Below are 22,302 nucleotides of genomic sequence, written 5' to 3' on the forward strand. Positions count from 1 at the left end.
GGTCGCGGCTGTCTCACACCTGGCGGCACAGCAGCAGCAGCGCGCGGTCGTCGTTGACGTCCTTGGCGACCGCCTCGATCAGATGCCAGGCCGCGCCCTCGAACCCCGAGGCCACATAACGGTCGGCCTCGCCGGAGAGCCGGTCGATGCCCTCGCTGATGTCACGGCCGGACGCCTCGACCAGGCCGTCGGTGAAGAGCATCAGCACGTCGCCGGGGCGCAGGGAGCCCTTGACCGGGTCGAACTGTGCCTGGTCGTAGACGCCGAGGAGCGGGCCCTCCGCGCCCTTCTCCTCCCAGCGCCCGCTGCCCGCGTGAAGCTGGAGTGCGGGCAGATGCCCTGCGGAGAACAGCTCGTAGTCGCCCGAGTCGAGGTCGAGCACGAGATGGATGGACGTGGCGAAGCCCTCGTCCCAGTCCTGCCGCAGCAGATAGCCGTTGGCCGCGGGCAGGAAGCCGTGCGGCGGCAGCGAGCCCAGCAGCCCGCCGAACGCCCCGGACAGCAGCAGTGCCCGCGACGCCGCGTCCATCCCCTTGCCGGAGACGTCCGTGAGGACGACCTCCAGGGTGCGCCCGCCGTTGGTACGGGCGGCGACCGTGAAGTCGCCGGAGAAGGACTGGCCGCCGGCCGGGCGGAGCGCCATCTCCTGGTGCCAGCCCTGCGGCAGCCGGGGCAGGGCGCTCTGCACCCGGATGCGTTCACGCAGGTCGAAGAGCATGGTGCCGCCGCGCCGCCAGGGCACGCCGACCCTCGCCCTGAACTGGGCGATGAGCAGACCGAAGAGACCGCACGCCGCGACGACGAGGACCGTGCCGGGGGTGACTCTGGCAGGGCCCTCCAGATACGGGCCGAGGACGATGGACTCGACGATCAGGGCAGCCGCGGCGGCCGCGTAGAGACCGAGCAGGCTCGCCGGCCGCAACAGCAGCCCGCCCGCCACGATCGGCAGGACCAGCGCCACCGGTGAGCACCACACCGGCGCCGCGGTCGTCCCCAGGGTGATCGCGGGGACGGTCAGCAGCAGCCCGGCCAGGGCGAGCCGGTCGGATCCGTCGCCGCGAAAGTAGTCGACGGCGGATCGGCGCAGCGTCGTGCGGGCCCGGTGCACGGCTTTGCGCGTCCGGGCCGTGAACGAGTCTGCTGCAGAGCCGTGGGCCATTGCCGGGACCCTATCCACCCGCCGCCTCGGCGTGCAGGGGGACCCCACGACATTGTGTTCGAAAACGGCTCGCTAGGGGCCGTGAGCGGCTGGTAGGGATGGCATATGACGACAGATCTGAGGGTGCTGCGGCAGTCCGAATGGGACCGGTGGTACGGAAGTCTGGAACGCGCCTTCGGTGGTGTCGCGGAGACCGGCCCGGAGCGCGAGCTGTGGGCGGCGCTGACGGAGACCGAGCGCTCGATCGGCGTCTGGGACGGCGACGACTGCGTCGGCACCGCGGGGGCGTTCACCTTCTCCGTGTCCGCGCCGGGCGGCACGTTCGTACCGGCGGCCGGAGTGACCATGGTCAGCGTCGCGGCCACCCACCGGCGGCGCGGAATCCTGACATCGATGATGCGCCGTCAGCTCGACGACGTCCGATCCTGGGGCGAGCCGCTCGCCGTGCTGACGGCCTCCGAGCCCGAGATCTACGGCCGGTTCGGCTACGGCATCGCCACCCACCAGTTGTCCGTCGCGATCGACTCCTCGCGGGTGCGCATCGCCGTGCCGCCGGGCGGCGAGAACGTCCGGCTGCGGTTCGTGCCGGTCGCCGAAGGCGCAGAGGCGTGCGAGGAGGTGTACCGGCGCACGATCGGGGCGCGGCCGGGGATGCTCGCGCGCCGGCCGGGCTGGGAGCGGCTGCCGCTGCTCGACCCTCCGAGCGAGCGACAGGGCGGGTCCCCCATGCAGTGCGTGCTCGCCGAACGGGACGGGCAGGTCGTGGGCTACGCCCGCTTCCACAACAAACCCGACTGGACCGCGGCCGGTCCCGAAGGCTCGATCTCGGTACGCCACGTCGACGCGCTGGACCCGGTGGCGTACGCGGTGCTGTGGCGGTTCCTGTGCGAGATCGACCTGACGTCTGCCGTACGGTCCCGCAACCGTCCGGTCGACGACCCGCTGCTGCACCTCGTCAGCGACATCCGCCGTTGCGAGGTGCGGGTACGGGACTCGCTGCACGTACGGCTGGTCGACGTGGGTGCGGCGCTGGAGGCCCGGCGGTACGCGGCGCCGGTGGACGTGGTGTTCGACGTCGACGACGCGTTCTGCCCCTGGAACACGGGGCGCTGGCGCCTGACCGGGGACGCGAAGGGCGCGACGTGCGTACGGACGCGCGACGCGGCGGAACTGGAACTGACGGTACGGGAGTTGGGGGCGGCGTACCTGGGAGGCGTGTCGCTGTCGTCCCTCGCCGGGGCGGGGCGGATACGGGAGTTGCGAACGGGGGCGCTGGGGGAGGCGTCGGTCGCGTTCGCGTCGGATGTGGCGCCGTGGTTGCCGCACGGGTTCTAGCGGAGGGGGTGGTTGGGGGGCTGCGGGTGCGTGGCGCCTGCGGCGGGCCGTTCCCACACCCGCCCCTTCCCGAAACCGGGGCTCCGCCCCGGGCCCCGTACCGCGCTCCGCGCGGTGGCCTCAATCGCCGGCCGGGCTGGATATGCCGCTGCGCGGCACACCGGCCCCGACGGCACCTCCAGCCCCGACAAGAGGGCAAGTGTCAGGCGGTGGAGGGCTGGCAGGTCGGGCACCAGAAGAGGTTGCGCGCGGCAAGCGCCACCGTGCGGATCTCGGCGTCGCAGACGTGGCAGGGCAGGTTCGCCCGGCGGTAGACGTAGACCTCGCCGCCGTGGTCGTCGACGCGCGGCGGGCGGCCCATCGCCTCCGGCATGTGCTCCGGGCGGACGGTGTCGATGCGGTTGTTGCGCACGCCCTCGCGCATCAGACCGGCCAAGTCGTCCCAGATCGCGTCCCATTGGCGCCGCGTGAGGTCCCGGCCGGTCCGGTACGGGTCGATGCCGTGCCGGAAGAGGACCTCGGCGCGGTAGACGTTGCCGACGCCCGCGATGATCTTCTGGTCCATCAGCAGCGCGGCGATCGTCGTGCGGGAACGGGAGATCCTCGCCCAGGCCCGGTCCGGGTCGTCGGACGGTCTGAGCGGGTCGGGGCCGAGCCGGTCGTGTATCGCCTGCTTCTCGGCGTCGGTGAGCAGCGCGCAGGCCGTGGGGCCGCGCAGGTCGACGTAGGACGACGCGTCGGCCAGGCGCAGCCGCACCGTGTCGGTGGGCGGCGGCGCCGGCGCGTCACCGAAGTCGACCTTGCCGAACAGGCCGAGGTGGATGTGGACCCAGCCGAGCGGCCCGAACCCGAGGAAGAGGTGCTTGCCGTGCGCTTCGGCGTGCTCGAGCACCTGGCCGTCGATCAGCGCCGCGCTGTCGGAGAACTTTCCCTGCGGGCTCGTCGCACGCACGGACCGGCCGCCGAACCTCTCGAAGTGGTCGGCGGCCAGTCGGTGGATCGTGTGCCCCTCGGGCATCAGCCCTGCTGCGGGTGGTGCGCGGGGATCGGGGGGAGCTCGCCGGTGGTCTCGTACGCGGAGAGCATGTCGATGCGGCGGGTGTGACGCTCTTCACCGGAGTACGGCGTGTTCAGGAAGATCTCGACGAACTTCGTCGACTCCTCCAGGGAGTGCATCCGGCCGCCGATCGCCACGACGTTGGCGTTGTTGTGCTCGCGGCCGAGGGCCGCGGTCTGCTCGCTCCAGGCGAGCGCCGCCCGTACGCCCTTGACCTTGTTGGCGGCGATCTGCTCGCCGTTGCCGGAGCCGCCGATCACGATGCCGAGGCTGCTCTCGTCCGCGGCCGTCCGCTCGGCGGCACGCAGGCAGAACGGCGGGTAGTCGTCCTGGGCGTCGTAGATGTGGGGACCGCAGTCCACGGGCTCGTGGCCATGGGCCTTGAGCCACTCGACGAGGTGGTTCTTGAGTTCGAAGCCGGCATGGTCGGAGCCGAGGTACACGCGCATGGTCCGAGTGTGGCATGCGGGACGGGGACGGTCCGGCGCGGGGCCGCGTGAAACCGCCGCAGGGGTGACGGCCATGAGCGTCGGCCCGGTGCCGGTGACGCGGCTGTCCCGGCGAGCCTCTTCCACGATGGGAGCCGGGTGTCAGCCGCGGCGGCCGAGGAGCTTCCAGGCGGTGGGCAGCGCGCCCATCGCCAGGGCGGCCTTCAGCGCGTCACCGATCAGGAACGGCACCAGGCCCGCTGCGACCGCCTGGCCGAGGGACATGCCGGTGGCCAGCGCCAGGTAGGGCACGCCGACCGCGTAGATGATCGCGGAGCCGGCCGCCATCGTGCCCGCCATGCGCAGCACCGAACGGTCGCCGCCGCGGCGGGCGAGGTGGCCGACGACGGTCGCGGCGAGCAGCATCCCGAGGATGTAGCCGAAGGACGGCATCGCATAGCCGGAGGCGCCCTGGGCGAACCACGGCATCCCGGCCATGCCGGCAACCGCGTAGAGGACGAGGGACAGCATGCCCCGGCGGGCGCCGAGCGCGGTGCCCACGAGGAGGGCTGCGAACGTCTGGCCGGAGACGGGCACCGGGGAGCCCGGGACCGGGACGGCGATCTGTGCCGCGATGCCCGTGAGGGCGGCGCCGCCGACGACCAGGGTGATGTCCCGTACGCGGGAAGCGGGCAGCAGGTCGGCGAGGACGAGCCCCGGTCGGACGGGGGCGGCAGCAGTGCTCATCGGGACTCCGCGTGGTGAGGGCAGTTCGGGACAGGCCGACCGTAGCCCACAGGAATCGCTCGATCACGAGCAGCCGCCCACAAAGCCGTGGTTGACCGCTTGGTGGGGTTCACACAAAGAAGCTCGGCCATGCATGTGATGACGTGACGCTCGTCACTGAGGTCCGGAGGCACGGGGGGCGTTTTGCGCAGGTGGCGCGGACTCGGCAAGACTGTAGGGACTCCATAACTCGCACCGAGTGAGCCAAGAGCAACGCACGGCCTGCGGCCGGGCGGCGCGACCGCAGGTGTCCGGCCGGTTGCGGTCGCGGGAGAGGTGCGTGACCTGCGTCACCGGAACGTGGAGTTCCTGTGCGCGGACCTTGACCATGTGTGAGCATCGTGCCCGTATAGCGGACATCAGTTCCTTGTGAGCGGTGCTCATGACCAGACTGGGCCGCTCCCCCGTCTCAGCTATGAACAGGGCACGCCCATGTCTCGGACCACCGCGCCCGCGCAGGTCGACCAGAAGGCCGACGCCACGGCGGACGTCGCGCTCACGCACGGCCTCAAACAACGCCATCTGTCGATGATCGCCCTCGGCGGTGTCATCGGCGCGGGGCTCTTCGTCGGTTCCGGGGCCGGAATCGCCGCGGCCGGACCGTCGATCGTCGTGGCCTATTCGCTCTCCGGTCTGCTCGTCATGCTGGTGATGCGCATGCTGGGCGAGATGTCGGCCGCGAACCCCGCCTCCGGCTCCTTCTCGGTGCACGCCGAGCGCGCGATCGGACCGTGGGCGGGATTCACCGCCGGCTGGGCGTTCTGGTTCCTGCTGTGCGTGGCCGTCGGCCTGGAGGCGATCGGCGCCGCCGGCATCATGACGGACTGGTTCCCGGGCACGCCCGAATGGGCCTGGGTGGCGCTGTTCATGGTGGTGTTCTGCGGCACCAACCTGGCGGCGGTGAAGAACTTCGGCGAGTTCGAGTTCTGGTTCGCCGCACTCAAGGTCGGCGCGATCGTGCTCTTCCTCGGCATCGGTGTGCTCGCCATCGTCGGCGTCCTGCCGGATGCCCAGGCCCCGGGCACCGCCAATCTCACCGGCGACGGCGGCTTCATGCCCAACGGCACCGAAGGTCTGATCGTGGGCCTGCTCGCCTCCGTCTTCGCCTACGGCGGCCTGGAGACGGTCACCATCGCCGCCGCCGAGTCCGAGCACCCGGTGCAGGGCGTCGCGAAGGCCGTGCGCACCGCGATGTGGCGGATCGCCGTGTTCTACATCGGTTCCATGGCAGTCATCGTCACGCTGGTGCCGTGGCACGACGAGGCGGTCGTGGACAAGGGCCCGTACGTCGCGACCCTGGACCACCTGGGCATCCCCGCCGCGGGCCAGATCATGAACGTCGTCGTGCTGGTCGCCCTGCTGTCGGCGATGAACGCCAACATCTACGGCGCGTCCCGGATGGCCTGCTCGCTGGTCGCCCGCGAGCAGGGCCCGAAGGTGCTGGGCCGGATCTTCGGCGGCGTGCCGCGCGTCGCCGTCACCGTCTCCTCGGCCTTCGGCTTCCTGTGCGTGCTGCTGTCCTACTGGCGGCCGAACGACGTCTTCATGTGGCTGCTGAACACGATCGGCGCGATCATCCTGGTCGTCTGGTTCTTCATCGCCGTCTCCCAGTTGATCCTGCGACGCCGCACCGAGCGTGAGGCCCCCGAGAAGCTGGTCGTGAAGATGTGGCTGTTCCCGGCCCTGACCTGGATGTCACTGGTGGGCATGGCGGCCGTGTTCGTGCTGATGGCCCGTGAGGAGGGCACCCGGGTCCAGCTGCTGTGGACGGGCGGGCTGACGGTGATCCTGGCGGCGGTCGGCTATGTGATCCAGCGGGTGCGCGGCTCCCGCGCCCCCATCGACTGACCTGCACCGTACGACGCCAGAGGGACCCCCGGCCGGGAGGGCCGGGGGTCCCTCTGTCATGGGGTGCGACCGCCGTCGCCACCTCGCGGACCGGACATCGGCCGTGACCCGGACCTGATCAACTTCCCACTCTCTTGCTGGTAGCATGTAGTTGCATAGAATGTGCAATAAGTCGTTGGCAGTCGGAGGGACCATCGGACCATGGCCATCTACACGCTTCCTGAACTTCCGTACGACTACGCGGCCCTCGAGCCCGTCATCCACCCGCAGATCGTCGAGCTGCACCACGACAAGCACCACGCCGCGTACGTGAAGGGCGCCAACGACACGCTCGAGCAGCTGGAGGAGGCCCGCGACAAGGAGGCCTGGGCAGCGATCAACGGCCTGGAGAAGAACCTCGCGTTCCACCTCTCGGGGCACATCCTCCACAGCATCTACTGGCACAATATGACGGGCGACGGCGGCGGTGAGCCGCTGGAGAAGGACGGTGTCGGCGAGCTGGCCGACGCCATCGCGGAATCGTTCGGCTCCTTCGCCAAATTCAAGTCCCAGCTGTCCAAGGCGTCCGCGACCACCCAGGGCTCGGGCTGGGGCGTGCTGGCGTACGAGCCGGTCAGCGGCCGGCTGATCGTCGAGCAGGTCTACGACCACCAGGGCAATGTCGGCCAGGGCACCGTGCCGATCCTGGTCTTCGACGCCTGGGAGCACGCCTTCTATCTGCAGTACAAGAACCAGAAGGCCGACTTCATCGAGGCCATGTGGCAGGTCGTGAACTGGCAGGACGTGGCGAAGCGCTACGCCGGCGCGAAGGACCGCACGCCCCTGATCGCCCCCTGACCCGGCAGCCCCGGACGTCCTGCTCGTGATCGTCTTCTCAGCCTTCACCGGGCAGGCGGCAGAACGAAAGGCCCCCGCGACGACAGGAGTCTCGCGGGGGCCTTTCGCCGTGCGGGGAACCGTTCAGTCGAAGATCGGGCCCTGGGTGCGGGTCCGCTTGATCTCGTAGAAGCCCGGGATCGAGGCGACCATCAGCGTGCCGTCCCAGAGCTTGGCCGCCTCCTCGCCCTTGGGCGCGGGGGTGACGACCGGACCGAAGAAGGCGATCTGCTCGCCGTCGGCCCCCGGGACCGCGATGACCGGTGTGCCGACGTCCTGGCCGACCTTCTCGATGCCCTCCTTGTGGGAGGCGCGAAGCTGGGCGTCGTACGTGTCCTTGTCCGCGAAGTCGGCGAGGGAGGCCGGCAGACCGACCTCCTCGAGCGCCGCGACGACGGCCTCCCGCACGGGACCCCGGCCCTCGTTGTGGAAGCGGGTGCCGAGGGCGGTGTAGAGCTTGCCGACCACCTCGTCGCCGTGCTCCTGCTGGGCTGCGACGACGACCCGCACCGGGCCCCACGCCTTGTTCTCCAGCATGTCCCGGTACTCCTCGGGGAGCTCGTCGAGCCTGTCCTCGTTGAGCACGGCGAGGCTCATCACATGCCAACGCACCTCCACGTCACGGACCTTCTCGACCTCGAGCATCCAGCGTGAGGTCATCCAGGCCCACGGGCACAGCGGGTCGAACCAGAAGTCCACGGGCGTCCTGCCGTTGTGCGACATATCACTCCTCGAAAAGGGCCGGCGCCCTGCGCGCCTCCTCGGGCAACGCCGCCGAGGGCCGCGCGGATTCCCGTGGGAGGATCACTTCTGTTCGAACGAGACACGAAGGAGTGCTTGTGCCCGGTGAGAATCTGTCCCGCGACGAGGCCCGGTCCCGGGCCGGACTGCTGTCCGTCGACGGGTACGAGGTGGCCCTCGACGTGCGTTCCGCGGTCGGGGAGCCCGAGAACTCCGCCGGGCCGCGCACGTACCGGTCGGTGACCACGATCCGTTTCCGCGCCGGGGAGCCGGGCGCCTCGACGTTCGTGGACCTGGTGGCCCCCGCCGTTACGGCCGTCACCCTCAATGGAGAGGACCTGGACCCCGCCGCCGTCTTCGACGGCTCGCGGATCACACTCGACGGCCTGGCCGCGGAGAACGTACTGGTCGTCGACGCCCAGTGCGCCTACAGCCGCACCGGCGAGGGCCTGCACCGCTTCGTCGACCCCGAGGACGGCGAGGTCTACCTCTACACCCAGTACGAGCCGGCCGACGCGCGCCGGGTCTTCGCCAACTTCGAGCAGCCGGACCTCAAGGCTCCGTTCCGCTTCGAGGTGACGGCCCCCGAGGGCTGGACGGTGTGGAGCAATCGCGAGGGTGCGCGCGCAGAGGACGGCACGTGGCGGTTCGCCGAGACCGCGCCGATCTCGACGTACATCACCGCGATCGTCGCCGGGCCGTACCACTACGAGACCGATGTGTACGAGCGCGAGCTGCCCGACGGCACGGTGCTGCGGATCCCGCTGGGCGCGATGTGCCGCAAGGGGCTCGCCCGGCACTTCGACGCCGACGACATCTTCCTCGTCACCAAGCAGGGCCTCGACTTCTTCCACGAGCACTTCGACTACCCGTACCCCTTCGGGAAGTACGACCAGGCGTTCGTGCCCGAGTACAACATCGGCGCCATGGAGAACCCGGGCTGTGTCACCTTCCGCGAGGAGTTCGTCTTCCGCGGCAAGGTGACACAGGCGTCGTACGAGCGCCGGGCCAACGTCATCCTGCACGAGATGGCGCACATGTGGTTCGGCGACCTGGTCACCATGCAGTGGTGGGACGACCTGTGGCTCAAGGAGTCCTTCGCGGACTTCATGGGCTCGTTCTCGATGGTCGAGGCGACCCGCTTCACCAACGGCTGGGTCACCTTCGCCAACAACCGCAAGGCGTGGGCCTACCGGGCCGACCAGCTGCCGTCGACCCACCCGATCACGGCCGACATCCGTGACCTCGAGGACGCCAAGCTCAACTTCGACGGCATCACGTACGCCAAGGGCGCGTCCGTGCTCAAGCAGCTCGTGGCCTACGTCGGGCGGGACGCGTTCCTCGAAGGCGCGCGGCGCTACTTCAAACGTCACGCGTACGGGAACACCCGGCTCGGCGACCTGCTCTCCGTGCTGGAGGAGACCTCCGGCCGCGACATGAAGACGTGGTCGCGGTCCTGGCTGGAGACGTCCGGCGTCAACTCGCTGACCCCCGAGCTCGTCCGCGGCGAGGACGGCCGGATCACGGAGCTGGCGATCGCCCAGGACGGCGAGACGCTGCGGCCGCACCGGGTGGCGGTCGGCCTGTACCGGGTCGAGGGCGGGGAACTGGTGCGGTACGCGCAGGCCGGCGTGGACGTCGCCGGGGCGCGGACCCTCGTCCCCGAACTCGCGGGCCAGGAAGCACCGGGCCTGGTGCTCGTCAACGACGAGGACCTGACCTACTGCAAGGTCCGCTTCGACGAAGGGTCGCTGGAGACGCTGCGGGCGTCCCTCGGCGACATCACCGACCCGCTGGCGCGGGCGCTGTGCTGGTCGGCGCTGTGGAACCTGACGCGCGACGCGCTGATGCCGGCCCGGGACTTCGTGGGCCTGGTGCTGAGGTTCGCCGGCCGCGAGACCGACATCGGTGTGCTGCAGATGCTGCACGCGTGGACCCGGTCGGCCCTCGTCCACTACGTGGCACCGGGCTGGCGCGAGGAGGGCGGCCGGCTGACCGCGGAGGGCGCGCTGCGGGAGCTGCGGGCCGCGGAGCCGGGCAGCCAGCACCAGCTGACCTGGGCGCGGTTCTTCGCGTCGGTCGCCGCGTCCGACGAGGACCTGCAACTGCTGGGCGGTCTGCTGGACGGCACCGCGAAGATCGACGGACTGGACGTCGACCAGGAGCTGCGCTGGTCGTTCCTGGAGCCGCTGGCCGCGCACGGCGCCGCCGACGAGTCCGCGATCGCCGCGGAACTGGCGCGCGACGACACTGCGTCGGGCAAGCGGCACGAGGTGCGCTGCCTGGCGTCCCGGCCGTCGGCGGCGGTCAAGGACCAGGCGTGGGCGGCGGTCGTCGAGTCCGACACCCTGTCCAACGCGCTCGTCGAGGCGACGATCTCGGGCTTCGTCCAGCCGTCGCAGCGGGCGCTCGTCGCGCCGTACGCCTCGAAGTACTTCGAGGCGATCGAGCGGGTGTGGGCGGAGCGGTCGATCCAGATCGGGATGGACGTGGTGCGGGGCCTGTACCCGGCGCTGCAGGACTCCCCCGCGACGCTCGCCGCGACGGACGAGTGGCTCGCCGCGCATACGGCGGCGGCGCCGGCGCTGCGGCGGCTGGTGTCGGAGGCGCGGGACGACTTGGCGCGGGCGCTGAAGGTGCAGGAGCGGGACGCGAGCTGAGGCGGGCGGGGCCGCGGGGCTTGTCCCCTCCCCGCCCCTTCCCGAAACCGGGGGCTCCGCCCCGGACCCCGGTCCGCCCTCCGGGCGGTGTTCGGGGCTCCGCCCCGGACCCCGGTACCGCGCTTCGCGCGGTGGCCTCAATCGCCGGCCGGGCTGGAATTGCCGCTTCGCGGCAATCCAGCACCGGCGGCGTGGCCAGCCCCGCCGGCGTTTGAGGCGCCGGGCTCGGGGCGGAGCCCCGACAAGACCGGCAAGTTCCAGCCCCGCAGGGGGAGGCGCGGGGGTGTGGGGGCGGAGGCTGCGGCGCAGCGGGGGTGTGGGTGGTCGGCAGTCGAACGGGCGTACTTTAGGGCAGGGTCGTCCCGAAATGTCGACGAACTTGTAACAGCGGTTAGGCCGGTCCGGCGACGCGGGCATCTCATCGGCATGAGCCAGCCCGACGTTTCCCTCTCTCCCCTCCCCTCCACCGCCCTCCGCGTCATGTCCGGCACGCAGTTGCGGACGCACGGCGTTCCACCGTCGCGGGTCGCGGAGCAGTGCCGCCCCGGTGGGGCGTGGCAGATGCTGCTGCCGGGGGTGTATCTGCTGCATCCGGGGCCACCCACCGGCATCGAGCGGCTGCACGCCGTACTGCTGTACGCCGGCCGGCCCGTTCTGCCGGCCCAGCGGCAGGATTCGGCGCCGTACGGCGAGGCCATGGTCACCGGGCTCGCCGCACTCGCTCTGCACGGGTTCTCCGTCGCGCCGTCGCTGACCGCGCTCGAGGTGATCGACGTGCTGGTGCCGCGGACGCGGCGGCTGCGGTCGACGGGCTGGGCCCGGCTGGTGCGGGGGCACACCTTGCCGCCGGCAGAGGAGATCACCGGCCTGCCGGTCGCTCCCGCGGCCCGCGCGGTCGCCGACACCGTCGCCCGGTACGACGACGCACAGCTGATCGGCCGGCTGCTGGCCGAGGCCCTTCGTGGCGGGCACTGCGACCCCGGCGCGCTGGTCAGGGAGTTGAACGACGCCCGGCTGCTGGACCGGCCGCACGTCGTCAGTGCCGTCGACGACCTGCTCGCGGAGCGCCGTGCGCTGGCCGAGGGGCGGCTGTACCGGCTCGTGCGCGACGGCGACCTGCCCGATCCCCTGTGGAACGTGGACCTCCGCCTCCCCGGTGGACCGCATCTCGGCGGGGTCGACGCGTACTGGCCCGAGCAGGCCGTCGCCGTGGAACTGGACACTCTCCCCCGGCACTCCGCCCTCGGGCGCGGCGGGCCCCACCGGGACGAGGGGGACGAGGACGCGGAGTGGTCGCGCTGCGCCCGCAAGCGGGAGCACTTGGAGCGCCTCGGCATCACCGTCGTGCATCTGACGCCGCGCAAGCTGCGCGACTCTCCTGAGCAGCAGGCGACCGTGGTGCGTACGGCGCTGATGGCCGCCGCGGACCGCGAGCCCCCCGCCTATGTGGTCGTGCTGCCCCGCTGAGCGGCCCGGCCGAGTGCGGGTCTGGAGTGCCACAGCTCCAGGCCGACGTCGACGAGTTCCACGCGTTCGAGGCCCGGCACCGCCGTCAGGGGATGCCAGGCGGCCAGGTCTGTCGATCCGTCGACCTCGTTGCGCAGTTCGCCGCCGGTGATCCGGCCCTCGTACACGATCCGCAGGCCCTGGAAGTCGGCGAACGCGCCGAGTCTGCGCGGGTAGCGGCGGCGTACCGAGTCGAGGCCGAGCAGGGCCGTCATCTCGGAGCGGTATCCGGTCTCCTCCGTGACCTCCCGCACGACGGTGTCGAGAGGGTCCTCGCCGTGGTCCATGCCGCCGCCGGGCAGCGTCCACTTCCTCGTTCCGTCGCGCGCGACCCAGCGGGCCAGGAGGATCTGTTCGTCCCGTACGCACACGGCGTACGCCGCCACCCTCAACTCCTTGTTCATCCGCTGAGATTACCGGCGCGCCCGGCAACCGAGGGCGGTACGCACCGATTCGTTCCTCATGGCGCAGACTTCGCGATGGCGGATGTACGCCATGCGCATATCTGCCTCGATCAACCCTCCACAAACCCCTGTCATTTGCGAAAGGCTGAGCGGTCATCCGGCACCGTATTCCGGACCCTCTCTTTCACGAACAGGGATGCTGATGACCCCCGAACCCGAGAGCTCCACGACAGGGCGTTCCGCGCCCGGTCACAGACGCGTGGCACGCGTCGCGGCCGCGGCCTCGATGGTGGCCGCGCTCGTCGCCGCCGGCGTCGCACCGGCCGTCGCCTCCGCGCCCGCCGACGACCCGGTCGGCACCAAGCAGGTCAAGGCCGCCAAGTCCTCCTCGGACAAGATCGGTACGGCCGACGAGGAACTCCTCGCAGAGGCCGAGGCCAAGGGCGAGAAGAACGTCACCGTCATGGTGGCCACCGAGCCCGGCAGGACCGAGCAGGTCACCGGCCAGCTCGACGACGTGAAGGGCGCCGTCGTGGGACGGACCTTCGACGAGCTCGGCTACGTCAGTGTCACGCTGCCGACGGACAAGGCGAAGGAGGCCCTCAAGTCGGCCGCCAAGCTGTCCAGCGTGCACGGCATCGACCTCAAGCACGAGATCGAGCTGGACGACCCGACCCCGGCCGCGGACACCGTCACGTCCGCCGGAACCGCCGAGGCGCAGGTCGAGCAGTACCCGGCGCCCGGGGAGGGGACGCCGGCCAAGAACCCGTACAACCCGTCTTTCGAGACCGGTGCGGTGGACTTCGTCAAGAAGCACCCGAAGGCCGACGGCCGCGGCGTGACCATCGGCATCCTGGACTCGGGTGTCGACCTCGGCCACCCGGCGCTGCAGAAGACCACCACCGGCGAGCGCAAGATCGTCGACTGGGTCACGGCGACGGACCCGGTCTCCGACGGCGACCGAACCTGGCTGCGGATGAACACGGCCGTCTCCGGCCCGACGTTCGCCGTGAACGGCCGCACCTACACCGCCCCCGCCGGCGCCCACCGCTTCAACCTGTTCGCCGAGGCCGCCACCAAGGGCGGCGACATGGCCGGCGACCTGAACCGGGACGGCGACACCACCGACGTCTGGGCGGTCCTCTACGACGAGGGCACCCGTACGGCGCGCGTCGACCTGGACAACGACGCCGACTTCACCAATGACACCCTGATGAAGCCGTACAAGAACGGCTTCCAGGTGGGTTACTTCGGCCAGGACGACCCGAAGACCGCGATCGCCGAGCGCATCCCGTTCGTCATCGAGGTCCGTACTGACGTCGTCTACAACAGCGCGGGCGCCACGGCCGACTACGTCAACATCGGCGTCATCGAGGGCTCGCACGGCACCCACGTCGCCGGTATCACCGCCGCCAACAGCCTCTTCGGCGGCCGGATGAACGGTGCCGCGCCCGGCGCGAAGATAGTGTCCTCCCGCGCCTGCACATGGAGCGGCGGCTGCACCAACATCGCGCTCACCGAGGGCATGGCCGACCTGGTCATCAACCGCGGCGTGGACATCGTCAACATGTCCATCGGCGGTCTGCCCGCGCTGAACGACGGCAACAACGCGCGCGCCGAGCTCTACAACCGGCTCATCGACACCTACGGCGTCCAGCTGGTGATCTCCGCCGGCAACTCTGGTCCGGGCACCAACACCCTCGGTGACCCGGCCGTCGCCGACAAGGTGATCTCCGTCGGCGCGTCCATCTCCAAGGAGACCTGGGCCGCCAACTACGGCTCCGGCGTCGAGAAGACGTACGCGATGCTGCCCTTCTCCTCGCGCGGCCCGCGTGAGGACGGCGGCTTCACGCCGACGCTCACCGCGCCCGGTGCGTCGATCAACACCACCCAGACGTGGGCGGCCGGCGGCCCGGTCAAGGAGGCCGGTTACCAGCTGCCGCCCGGCTACTCGATGCTGCAGGGCACCTCGATGTCCTCGCCGCAGGCCGCCGGCGCGGCCGCGCTGCTGCTCTCCGCGGCGAAGCAGCGCGACATCGAGCTGACCCCGGCGCAGCTGCGCACCGCCCTCACGAGCACCGCCGACCGCATCAGCGGTGTGCTGGCGCACGAGCAGGGCGCGGGCCTGATCAACGTGGTGGACGCCTGGAAGCAGATCCGGCGCGGCGTCGCCGCCCACGAGTACACGGTCAAGGCACCGGTCGACACCGCGATCGACTTCGCGCTGAAGACCCCGGGCTTCGGCACCGGCCTCTACGACCGTGAGGGCGGGCTGAAGGCCGGCAAGAGCCGGACGTACGACATCACCGTCACCCGCACGACCGGCCCGAAGAGGGCGGTTGAGCACAAGCTGCGCTGGAAGAACAACGACGGCACCTTCCGTCTGCTCGGCGGCTCCAAGGTCCGGCTCCCGCTGAACCAGCCGGTCACCGTCACCGTCCAGGCCCGGCCGAAGACGGCCGGCGTGCACAGCGCGATCCTCGAGGCGGACGACCGCCGCACCGTCGGCACGGACAAGCAGATCCTGGCCACCGTGGTCGCCGCCGACGAGCTCGCGAAACCCGGGTACACCGTCTCGAAGTCGGGCTCGGTGCAGCGCAACAGCCACACCTCGTACTTCGTCACCGTCCCCGAGGGCGCCAAGAACCTCGAGGTCGCGCTCGGCGGACTCGACGAGGGCAGCCAGACCCGGTTCATCGGCATCCACCCGTACGGTCTGCCGGTCGACCCGACGTCGACGATCAACTGCTACCCGAACTACGACAACCCGGCGAACACCTGCCGCCCGGACCTCCGCTCCTACGAGGAGCCGGCACCGGGCGTCTGGGAGATCGAGGTCGAGTCGCGCCGTACGTCCCCGCTGCTGGACAACCCGTACCAGCTGGACGTGACGGTACTGGGCGCCGACTTCGATCCGGCCGTCAAGACGCTCCCCGAGGCGAAGATCGGCACGCCGGCGGCCGTCGAGTGGAACGTCACCAACGGCTTCGGCGCCATCGACGGCAAGCTGGCCGGCGGTTCGCTGGGCTCGGCGAAGGTCGCCCGTCCGACGATCGCGGACGGTGAGTCGCAGCGGTCCACGGTCACCATCGGCGAGGGCGTGGAGCGCCTCGACGTGGCGATCGGCTCGACCTCCGACAACGGCGCCGACCTGGACCTGGTGGTCCTCAAGGACGGCGCGGTCGTGGGCCAGGCCGCGGACGGCGACTCCGAGGAGGCGGTGAGCCTGATCAAGCCGGCCGCCGGCACCTACACGATCGTGGTCGACGGCTACTCGGTCCCGGCCGGGACCACCGAGTACGACTACCGCGACGTGTTCTTCTCCTCGTCGCTCGGCACGGTGAACGTCGACGACGGCAAGGCGGTCAAGCTCGCCAACGGCGCGTCGGCGCTGGTCGGCGCCGAGGTCGTGGTGAGCGGCGCGGCTCCCGAGGGACGTCAGTTCTTCGGTGAGGTGCAGCTGCTGAACAGCCGCGGCACGGTCGCGGGCGCGGGCAGCGTGGTGATCGGCAAGGTCATCGAGTAGCAGCAGGGCGGTACCGAGCGGGGCGGGGATCCGGTGACGGGTCCCCGCCCCTTCTCATGCGCCTTCCGGCGCCGACGGGCGCCGGAAGGCCCTCCCGCGCGTCCACGAACGCCCGTCGCAGGTGGGCCGTCGCCAGCAGGGCACCCCGCTCCCCCGCCTCCTCCAGCAGCCGGCGGCGGCTGCGGGCGGCCGTCGCGGGGTCGGCCTCGTAGTGGTAGGCGACCGCGGGATCGGCCAGCTGTACGGCGTGGACCAGGACGTCACCGGTGATCACGACGTCCCGGGTGCCGGATTCTGCCAGCACGGACTGGTGGCCCGGGGTGTGGCCGGGGGTCGGCACGAGTGTCAGGCTCCCCGCCCGCCCGTATGGGATCCGCCGCCGCCCGTCGATCTGCCGCAGCAGCCCCGCCTCACGCAGCGGCCGGACCACATGGGTCGTCGCCGTGTCCTCCTCGCCCAGGGCGTCCGTCTCCCGGCGCTGCACCAGATGGTCCGCGTCGGGGAACACCGGCGCTCCGTCCGCGGTGACCCTCCAGCCGTTGTGGTCCTCGTGCAGATGTGTCAGGACCACGGTGTCCACGTCACCGGCGCCGATCCCCGCCCGCGCCGGCAGTTCCGGAAGGTGCCCGGGCACGGGAGCCCAGTCGGCCGCGGCGTCCCGCCGAGGTGTTCGGGCTGGTCATGGTCCGCAGAGGGCTCGTACGGGCCCGGGTGAACGGCGTCGGGCAGCTCATGGACCCGACGACGGTGTTCGTGGAGCGGCCCGGTATCGAGCAGCGGTTCTCCCATCCGCTGGGCGCCGACGTCCACACCGAGATCGTCGTCTCGGAACCGCTGACCGCGGCGCTGCTGGGGGGCGACCCGGCCGTACCGGAGGGCTTCGTCCCGGTCGGCCCGCGGCCGGCGCTCGCCCACCGGATACTCCTCGCGGACGCACGGCACCGGCCCGACGCGTTCCGGCTCGCGGAGCGCGCCGTCACGTTCACCGGCGATGTGCTGGCGGGGCTCGCCCCGGCCCGTGCCGCGAGCGCGGCCGCGACCGGGGCCCGGCGGGGCGGGAGCGCCCGGATCCGGCTGGCCAACGACGCCCGGGAGGCCCTGGCGGCGGACGGGGGTCTCGGGCTCGGCCTCGCCGAGCTGGCCCGGCTGCTGCACTGCTCGCCGTACCATGTCAGCCGGGTCTTCCGGGCGGTCACCGGCGGGACGCTCAGCGGCTACCGGGGCCGGCTGCGGACCGCACGCGCCCTGGACCGGCTCGAGGCGGGTGAGCGCGATCTCGCCGCACTCGCCTCGGACCTCGGTTTCTTCGACCAGGCACACATGACCCATGTGCTGCGCGCCCACACCGGGCTGTCACCGGGACGGCTGCGGGACCTGCTGGGGCCGCCCGGGTCCGGGCAGGACCGCAACCGGCCGGGTCGCATGGCGCGTCTCACACGTCCCGCCCCTCGGACAACCGATTGGACAAGCCGAGTGGGGACATACGCATCATGGAGCGGCACCAGGGCCGCAAGTACGTACGGAGGAGTCCCCGTGAAGGTCGGAATCGTCGGAGCCACCGGGCAGGTCGGCACGGTCATGCGCAAGATCCTTGCCGAGCGGAAGTTCCCGGTGGACGAGCTGCGGCTGTTCGCCTCGGCCCGGTCCGCGGGTTCCACCATCGAGTGGGAGGGCCGGGAGATCACGGTCGAGGACGCCTCCACCGCCGACTACACCGGCCTGGACATCGCGCTCTTCTCCGCCGGCGGCGCGACCTCCCGGGCGCTCGCCGAGAAGGTCGCCTCGCAGGGCGTCGTCGTGATCGACAACTCGTCCGCCTGGCGCCGTGACCCCGAGGTGCCGCTCGTGGTCTCCGAGGTCAACCCGCACGCGGTCAAGGACCGCCCCAAGGGGATCATCGCCAACCCGAACTGCACCACGATGGCCGCCATGCCGGTCCTGAAGCCGCTGCACCAGGAGGCGGGTCTCCTCTCGCTGGTCGCCACCACGTACCAGGCCGTCTCCGGCTCGGGCCTCGCGGGCGTCGCCGAGCTGGACGGCCAGGTCAAGGCGGTGGCGGAGCGTGCCAAGGAGCTCACCCACGACGGTGAGGCCGTGGCCTTCCCCGAGCCCGGTGTCTACCAGCGCACCATCGCGTTCAACGTGCTCCCGCTCGCGGGCAACCTCGTCGACGACGGCTCCCACGAGACCGACGAGGAGCAGAAGCTCCGCAACGAGTCCCGCAAGATCCTCGAGATCCCCGAGCTCAAGGTCTCCGGCACCTGTGTCCGCGTCCCGGTCTTCTCCGGCCACTCGCTCCAGGTCAACGCCCGCTTCGCGAACCCGCTCGCGGTGGAGCGCGCCTACGAGCTGCTGAAGGACGCCCCGGGCGTGGAGCTCTCCGAGATCCCGACCCCGCTGCAGGCGGCCGGCAAGGACGCCTCGTACGTGGGCCGCATCCGCGTGGACGAGACCGTGGACAACGGCCTGGCGCTGTTCGTCTCCAACGACAACCTGCGCAAGGGCGCGGCGCTGAACGCGGTGCAGATCGCGGAGCTCGTCGCGGAGGAGCTGCGCGGCTGAGCGCGATCCCCGCGGCTGAGCGGGATCCCTGGGGGCGGGTGCCGGTGCGGCACCCGCCTTCGGCGTGTCCCGGCGATGCCCGTGGGCGGGGCCGGGACGCACGATTCTCCCGGGCGGGCGGCACATCCCGCGTGGAAGGATGTCCCGCAAACATCACATACCGAGGAGATGACCGGGTGCCTGGCACAAACCTGACCCGTGAAGAGGCGCAGCAGCGTGCGCGCCTGCTCACCGTTGACTCGTACGAGATCGATCTCGATCTCTCCGGGGCGCAGGAGGGCGGGACCTACCGGTCCGAGACCACCGTGCGTTTCGCGTCCGCCGAGGCGAACGCGGAGACGTTCATCGACCTCGTCGCACCGGCCGTGCACGAGGTCGTGCTGAACGGCAAGCCGCTGGACGTCGCCGCGGTCTTCAGGGACTCGCGGATCGCGCTCAAGCATCTGCGCGAGGGGGGCAACGAGCTGAAGGTCGTCGCCGACTGCTCGTACACCAACACCGGTGAGGGCCTGCACCGCTTCGTGGACCCGGTGGACGAGCAGGCCTATCTGTACACGCAGTTCGAGGTGCCGGACGCGCGGCGGGTCTTCGCCAGCTTCGAGCAGCCCGACCTGAAGGCGGCGTTCACCTTCACCGTGAAGGCCCCGGAGGGCTGGACGGTCGTCTCCAACTCCCCGACGCCGGAGCCGGAGGACAACGTCTGGCGCTTCGAGCCGACGCCCCGGATGTCCACGTACGTCACGGCACTGATCGTGGGTCCGTACCACAGCGTCCACAGCTCGTACGAGAAGGACGGGCAGACCGTCCCGCTCGGCATCTACTGCCGCCCGTCGCTGGCGGAGTTCCTGGACGCGGACGCGATCTTCGACGTCACCCGGCAGGGCTTCGACTGGTTCCAGGAGAAGTTCGACTACGCGTACCCGTTCGCCAAGTACGACCAGCTCTTCGTGCCGGAGTTCAACGCGGGCGCGATGGAGAACGCCGGCGCCGTCACCATTCGCGACCAGTACGTCTTCCGTTCGAAGGTGACGGACGCGGCCTACGAGGTGCGGGCCGAGACGATCCTGCACGAGCTCGCGCACATGTGGTTCGGCGACCTCGTCACCATGGAGTGGTGGAACGACCTGTGGCTGAACGAGTCGTTCGCCACCTACACGTCGATCGCCTGCCAAGCGTACGCGCCGGGCTCGAAGTGGCCGCACTCGTGGACCACGTTCGCCAACTCGATGAAGACCTGGGCGTACCGGCAGGACCAGCTGCCGTCGACGCACCCGATCATGGCCGAGATCCGTGACCTCGACGATGTTCTCGTGAACTTCGACGGCATCACGTACGCCAAGGGCGCGTCGGTCCTCAAGCAGCTCGTCGCCTATGTCGGCATGGACGAGTTCTTCCGCGGTGTGCAGGCGTACTTCAAGGCGCACGCCTTCGGGAACACCCGGCTGTCCGACCTCCTCGGCGCACTGGAGGAGACGAGCGGACGGGATCTGAAGACCTGGTCCAAGGCGTGGCTGGAAACTGCCGGCATCAACATCCTCCGGCCCGAGATCACCACGGACGACTCCGGTGCCGTCACCGCCTTCGCGGTGCGGCAGGAGGCGCCGGCGCTTCCCGCGGGCGCCAAGGGCGAGCCGGTGCTCCGCCCGCACCGGATCGCGATCGGCCTGTACGACCTGGACGAGTCCGGCAAGCTGGTGCGCCGCGAGCGGGTCGAGCTGGACGTCGAGGGAGAGCTGACGGACGTCCCGCAGCTGGTGGGCACGGCGCGGCCGGCGGTCGTCCTGCTCAACGACGACGACCTGTCGTACGCGAAGGTCCGCCTCGACGAGGTCTCGCTGCGGAACGTCACCCAGCACCTGGGCGACTTCACCGAGTCCCTGCCGCGCGCGCTGTGCTGGGCCTCCGCCTGGGACATGACCCGCGACGGCGAGCTCGCCACCCGCGACTACCTGGCGCTGGTCCTGTCCGGGATCGGCAAGGAGTCCGACATCGGTGTGGTCCAGTCGCTGCACCGCCAGGTCAAGCTCGCCCTCGACCTGTACGCGGCGCCGGCCTGGCGCGAGGCGGGCCTCACCCAGTGGACGGACGCGACGCTGGCGCACCTGCGGGCGGCCGAGCCGGGCAGCGACCACCAGCTGGCCTGGGCGCGCGCGTTCGCCGCGACCGCGCGCACCCCGCAGCAGCTCGACCTGCTGCAGGCGCTGCTGGACGGTACCCAGGCGATCGAGGGCCTGGCCGTCGACACCGAGCTGCGCTGGGCGTTCGTCGAGCGGCTCGCCGCGACGGGCGTCCTCGACGAGGACGACATCGCGGGCGAGTACGAGCGCGACAGGACGGCGGCCGGCGAGCGCCACGCGGCGACCGCGCGCGCCGCGCGCCCGACGGCGGAGGCGAAGGCCGACGCGTGGGCCTCCGTCGTCGAGAGCGACAAGCTCCCGAACGCCGTGCAGGAATCGGTGATCGCGGGCTTCGTCCAGACCGACCAGCGCGAGCTGCTCGCGCCGTACGCGGAGAAGTACTTCGCCGCCGTGAAGGGCGTCTGGGAGTCGCGCAGCCACGAGATGGCACAGCAGGTGGCGATCGGCCTGTACCCGGCGCTGCTCGTCTCCCAGGAGACGCTGGACGCGACGGACGCATGGCTCGCCTCCGCGGACCCGAACGCGGCCCTGCGCCGCCTCGTCTCCGAGTCCCGCGCGGGCGTCGAGCGCGCCCTGAAGGCCCAAGCGGCGGACGCTGCCGCGGGCTGACGGGGGCCCGGGTCCACCCGGGGCCGACCCATTCGGGTTGCCCGGGCGGGCCGGGCCCGGGCTGCCTCGCCGGGGACCGGCCCCCGGAGCCGCCTCGTCCCGGCCGCCTCGCCCCGGGGCTTGGCCGAGGCGGCCCCCCGGCAGCTGAACCCCGCGTCCCGGGCCACCCGCCCTCGGGCGGGGTGGCCCGGCACCGTCTGCCGCCGTTCTGCAGCCCGACCGGTCTGTGCGGGCCACGCCCGGGCAACCCGCCGCGGGTCGCGCGGTACGGGCCAGCCGCTGTGCGTCCCGTCCGTTGCCAGGCGTCGGCGGACCCGTAGCGCAGGCGCACGCGCGCCACCCACGGGGGCGAGCCCCTGGTCGTCCGGCCATGGGCACACCCCACAGCCGGCCTGCCGGCATGCGCCGGGCACAGCGCACGGGCCGGTCGCGGGCGCGGGGCAACGCCCCGCTGAAACCCCGTACACCGGCCACGGTTCCGCGCCGGTGGCCGTGGCCGAAGGCGCCCGCGGGCGCAAGGTCCCGTCAGGGTTCGGGAAGGGGCGGAGTGGGGGAAATGGCACCGGAGCCCCGGAAGGCGGCATCGAGCGGTACGTCAACGTTCTTCCGGTGAACGCGGCGCGCCGGTTTGCCAAGTGCGCCGCATACATCACGGCATCTTCATGAC

At 71.3% G+C, this 22,302-nt stretch carries 15 protein-coding genes and 1 pseudogene; 9 read left to right on the forward strand and 7 right to left on the reverse strand.

Going from position 1 to position 22,302, the window contains the following annotated elements; all coding sequences use genetic code 11:
• Positions 1 to 13: 13 nt before the first annotated feature.
• Complete coding sequence (locus OGH68_RS11960) at positions 14 to 1,159, reverse strand: PP2C family protein-serine/threonine phosphatase (protein ID WP_264243364.1); 1,146 nt, start codon at positions 1,157 to 1,159, stop codon at positions 14 to 16.
• A 105-nt stretch (positions 1,160 to 1,264) separates the two neighbouring features.
• Here OGH68_RS11960 and OGH68_RS11965 point away from each other — a divergent pair, with 105 nt between their 5' ends.
• Complete coding sequence (locus OGH68_RS11965) at positions 1,265 to 2,494, forward strand: GNAT family N-acetyltransferase (protein WP_264243365.1); 1,230 nt, start codon at positions 1,265 to 1,267, stop codon at positions 2,492 to 2,494.
• A gap of 202 nt (positions 2,495 to 2,696) precedes the next feature.
• Here OGH68_RS11965 and OGH68_RS11970 read toward each other — a convergent pair whose 3' ends face one another.
• The 3 genes from OGH68_RS11970 to OGH68_RS11980 all read right to left on the reverse strand — a co-directional run bounded on the left by OGH68_RS11970 (position 2,697) and on the right by OGH68_RS11980 (position 4,726).
• Entirely contained in the window at positions 2,697 to 3,512 is an 816-nt protein-coding gene (locus tag OGH68_RS11970; protein WP_264243366.1) for an Fpg/Nei family DNA glycosylase, read from the reverse strand.
• A complete protein-coding gene (locus OGH68_RS11975) occupies positions 3,512 to 4,000 on the reverse strand; it encodes a ribose-5-phosphate isomerase (protein WP_264243367.1) in 489 nt (162 codons plus the stop codon). The genes OGH68_RS11970 and OGH68_RS11975 overlap by 1 nt, the downstream gene beginning before the upstream one ends.
• A gap of 141 nt (positions 4,001 to 4,141) precedes the next feature.
• Entirely contained in the window at positions 4,142 to 4,726 is a 585-nt protein-coding gene (locus OGH68_RS11980; RefSeq protein WP_264243368.1) for a biotin transporter BioY, read from the reverse strand.
• Between the two features lie 471 nt (positions 4,727 to 5,197).
• Between OGH68_RS11980 and OGH68_RS11985 the strand changes: the two genes are divergently transcribed.
• Together OGH68_RS11985 and OGH68_RS11990 are read left to right on the forward strand one after the other, a co-directional pair.
• Positions 5,198 to 6,613: an amino acid permease gene (locus OGH68_RS11985; protein WP_264243369.1), complete on the forward strand. Its 1,416-nt coding sequence runs from the start codon at positions 5,198 to 5,200 to the stop codon at positions 6,611 to 6,613.
• A gap of 201 nt (positions 6,614 to 6,814) precedes the next feature.
• Complete coding sequence (locus OGH68_RS11990; protein ID WP_264243370.1) at positions 6,815 to 7,450, forward strand: superoxide dismutase; 636 nt, start codon at positions 6,815 to 6,817, stop codon at positions 7,448 to 7,450.
• 123 nt (positions 7,451 to 7,573) lie between these two features.
• On the opposite strand, the gene OGH68_RS11995 is transcribed toward OGH68_RS11990, so the two are convergent.
• Complete coding sequence (locus tag OGH68_RS11995) at positions 7,574 to 8,212, reverse strand: DsbA family protein (RefSeq protein WP_264243371.1); 639 nt, start codon at positions 8,210 to 8,212, stop codon at positions 7,574 to 7,576.
• A gap of 116 nt (positions 8,213 to 8,328) precedes the next feature.
• Here OGH68_RS11995 and pepN (OGH68_RS12000) point away from each other — a divergent pair, with 116 nt between their 5' ends.
• Positions 8,329 to 10,890, forward strand: coding sequence for an aminopeptidase N (gene pepN, locus OGH68_RS12000; RefSeq protein ID WP_264243372.1), 2,562 nt, complete (start codon positions 8,329 to 8,331; stop codon positions 10,888 to 10,890).
• Positions 10,891 to 11,316: 426 nt separating this feature from the next.
• On the forward strand, positions 11,317 to 12,357 hold the full coding sequence (locus OGH68_RS12005; RefSeq protein ID WP_264243373.1) for a hypothetical protein: 1,041 nt from the start codon (positions 11,317 to 11,319) through the stop codon (positions 12,355 to 12,357).
• Here the strand turns inward: OGH68_RS12005 and OGH68_RS12010 are convergent.
• On the reverse strand, positions 12,333 to 12,800 hold the full coding sequence (locus OGH68_RS12010) for an NUDIX hydrolase (protein ID WP_264243375.1): 468 nt from the start codon (positions 12,798 to 12,800) through the stop codon (positions 12,333 to 12,335). The genes OGH68_RS12005 and OGH68_RS12010 overlap by 25 nt on opposite strands.
• A 196-nt stretch (positions 12,801 to 12,996) precedes the next feature.
• On the opposite strand from OGH68_RS12010, the gene OGH68_RS12015 reads away from it, so the two are divergent.
• A complete protein-coding gene (locus OGH68_RS12015; protein ID WP_264243376.1) occupies positions 12,997 to 16,326 on the forward strand; it encodes a S8 family serine peptidase in 3,330 nt (1,109 codons plus the stop codon).
• Here the strand turns inward: OGH68_RS12015 and OGH68_RS12020 are convergent.
• Positions 16,316 to 16,960 (reverse strand): MBL fold metallo-hydrolase, encoded by a 645-nt coding sequence (locus OGH68_RS12020; RefSeq protein WP_264243377.1) that lies wholly within the window; start codon positions 16,958 to 16,960, stop codon positions 16,316 to 16,318. The genes OGH68_RS12015 and OGH68_RS12020 overlap by 11 nt on opposite strands.
• 98 nt (positions 16,961 to 17,058) lie before the next feature.
• Between OGH68_RS12020 and OGH68_RS12025 the strand changes: the two are divergent.
• The 3 genes and pseudogenes from OGH68_RS12025 to pepN (OGH68_RS12035) form a co-directional block, all read left to right on the forward strand.
• Positions 17,059 to 17,685: pseudogene (locus OGH68_RS12025) on the forward strand (helix-turn-helix domain-containing protein); the annotation flags it as partial.
• Positions 17,686 to 17,859: 174 nt separating this feature from the next.
• Positions 17,860 to 18,888 carry an aspartate-semialdehyde dehydrogenase gene (locus OGH68_RS12030; RefSeq protein WP_264250034.1) on the forward strand — a complete coding sequence of 343 codons (1,029 nt, stop codon included), beginning with the start codon at positions 17,860 to 17,862 and terminating at the stop codon, positions 18,886 to 18,888.
• Between the two features lie 176 nt (positions 18,889 to 19,064).
• The gene (gene pepN, locus OGH68_RS12035; RefSeq protein WP_264243379.1) at positions 19,065 to 21,635 is read left to right on the forward strand and encodes an aminopeptidase N; all 2,571 of its coding nucleotides are present in this window, start codon (positions 19,065 to 19,067) and stop codon (positions 21,633 to 21,635) included.
• Positions 21,636 to 22,302 lie beyond the last annotated feature (667 nt).

This window comes from Streptomyces peucetius (assembly GCF_025854275.1).
GTDB lineage: Bacteria > Actinomycetota > Actinomycetes > Streptomycetales > Streptomycetaceae > Streptomyces > Streptomyces peucetius_A.

What these genes read in the sequence shown, in the direction of transcription:
- OGH68_RS11960 (WP_264243364.1), bottom strand. Translation starts at nt 1,159, where the DNA reads ATGGCCCACGGCTCTGCAGCAGACTCGTTCACGGCCCGGACGCGCAAA.
- OGH68_RS11965 (WP_264243365.1), top strand. Translation starts at nt 1,265, where the DNA reads ATGACGACAGATCTGAGGGTGCTGCGGCAGTCCGAATGGGACCGGTGG.
- OGH68_RS11970 (WP_264243366.1), bottom strand. Translation starts at nt 3,512, where the DNA reads ATGCCCGAGGGGCACACGATCCACCGACTGGCCGCCGACCACTTCGAG.
- OGH68_RS11975 (WP_264243367.1), bottom strand. Translation starts at nt 4,000, where the DNA reads ATGCGCGTGTACCTCGGCTCCGACCATGCCGGCTTCGAACTCAAGAAC.
- OGH68_RS11980 (WP_264243368.1), bottom strand. Translation starts at nt 4,726, where the DNA reads ATGAGCACTGCTGCCGCCCCCGTCCGACCGGGGCTCGTCCTCGCCGAC.
- OGH68_RS11985 (WP_264243369.1), top strand. Translation starts at nt 5,198, where the DNA reads ATGTCTCGGACCACCGCGCCCGCGCAGGTCGACCAGAAGGCCGACGCC.
- OGH68_RS11990 (WP_264243370.1), top strand. Translation starts at nt 6,815, where the DNA reads ATGGCCATCTACACGCTTCCTGAACTTCCGTACGACTACGCGGCCCTC.
- OGH68_RS11995 (WP_264243371.1), bottom strand. Translation starts at nt 8,212, where the DNA reads ATGTCGCACAACGGCAGGACGCCCGTGGACTTCTGGTTCGACCCGCTG.
- OGH68_RS12005 (WP_264243373.1), top strand. Translation starts at nt 11,317, where the DNA reads ATGAGCCAGCCCGACGTTTCCCTCTCTCCCCTCCCCTCCACCGCCCTC.
- OGH68_RS12010 (WP_264243375.1), bottom strand. Translation starts at nt 12,800, where the DNA reads ATGAACAAGGAGTTGAGGGTGGCGGCGTACGCCGTGTGCGTACGGGAC.
- OGH68_RS12015 (WP_264243376.1), top strand. Translation starts at nt 12,997, where the DNA reads ATGCTGATGACCCCCGAACCCGAGAGCTCCACGACAGGGCGTTCCGCG.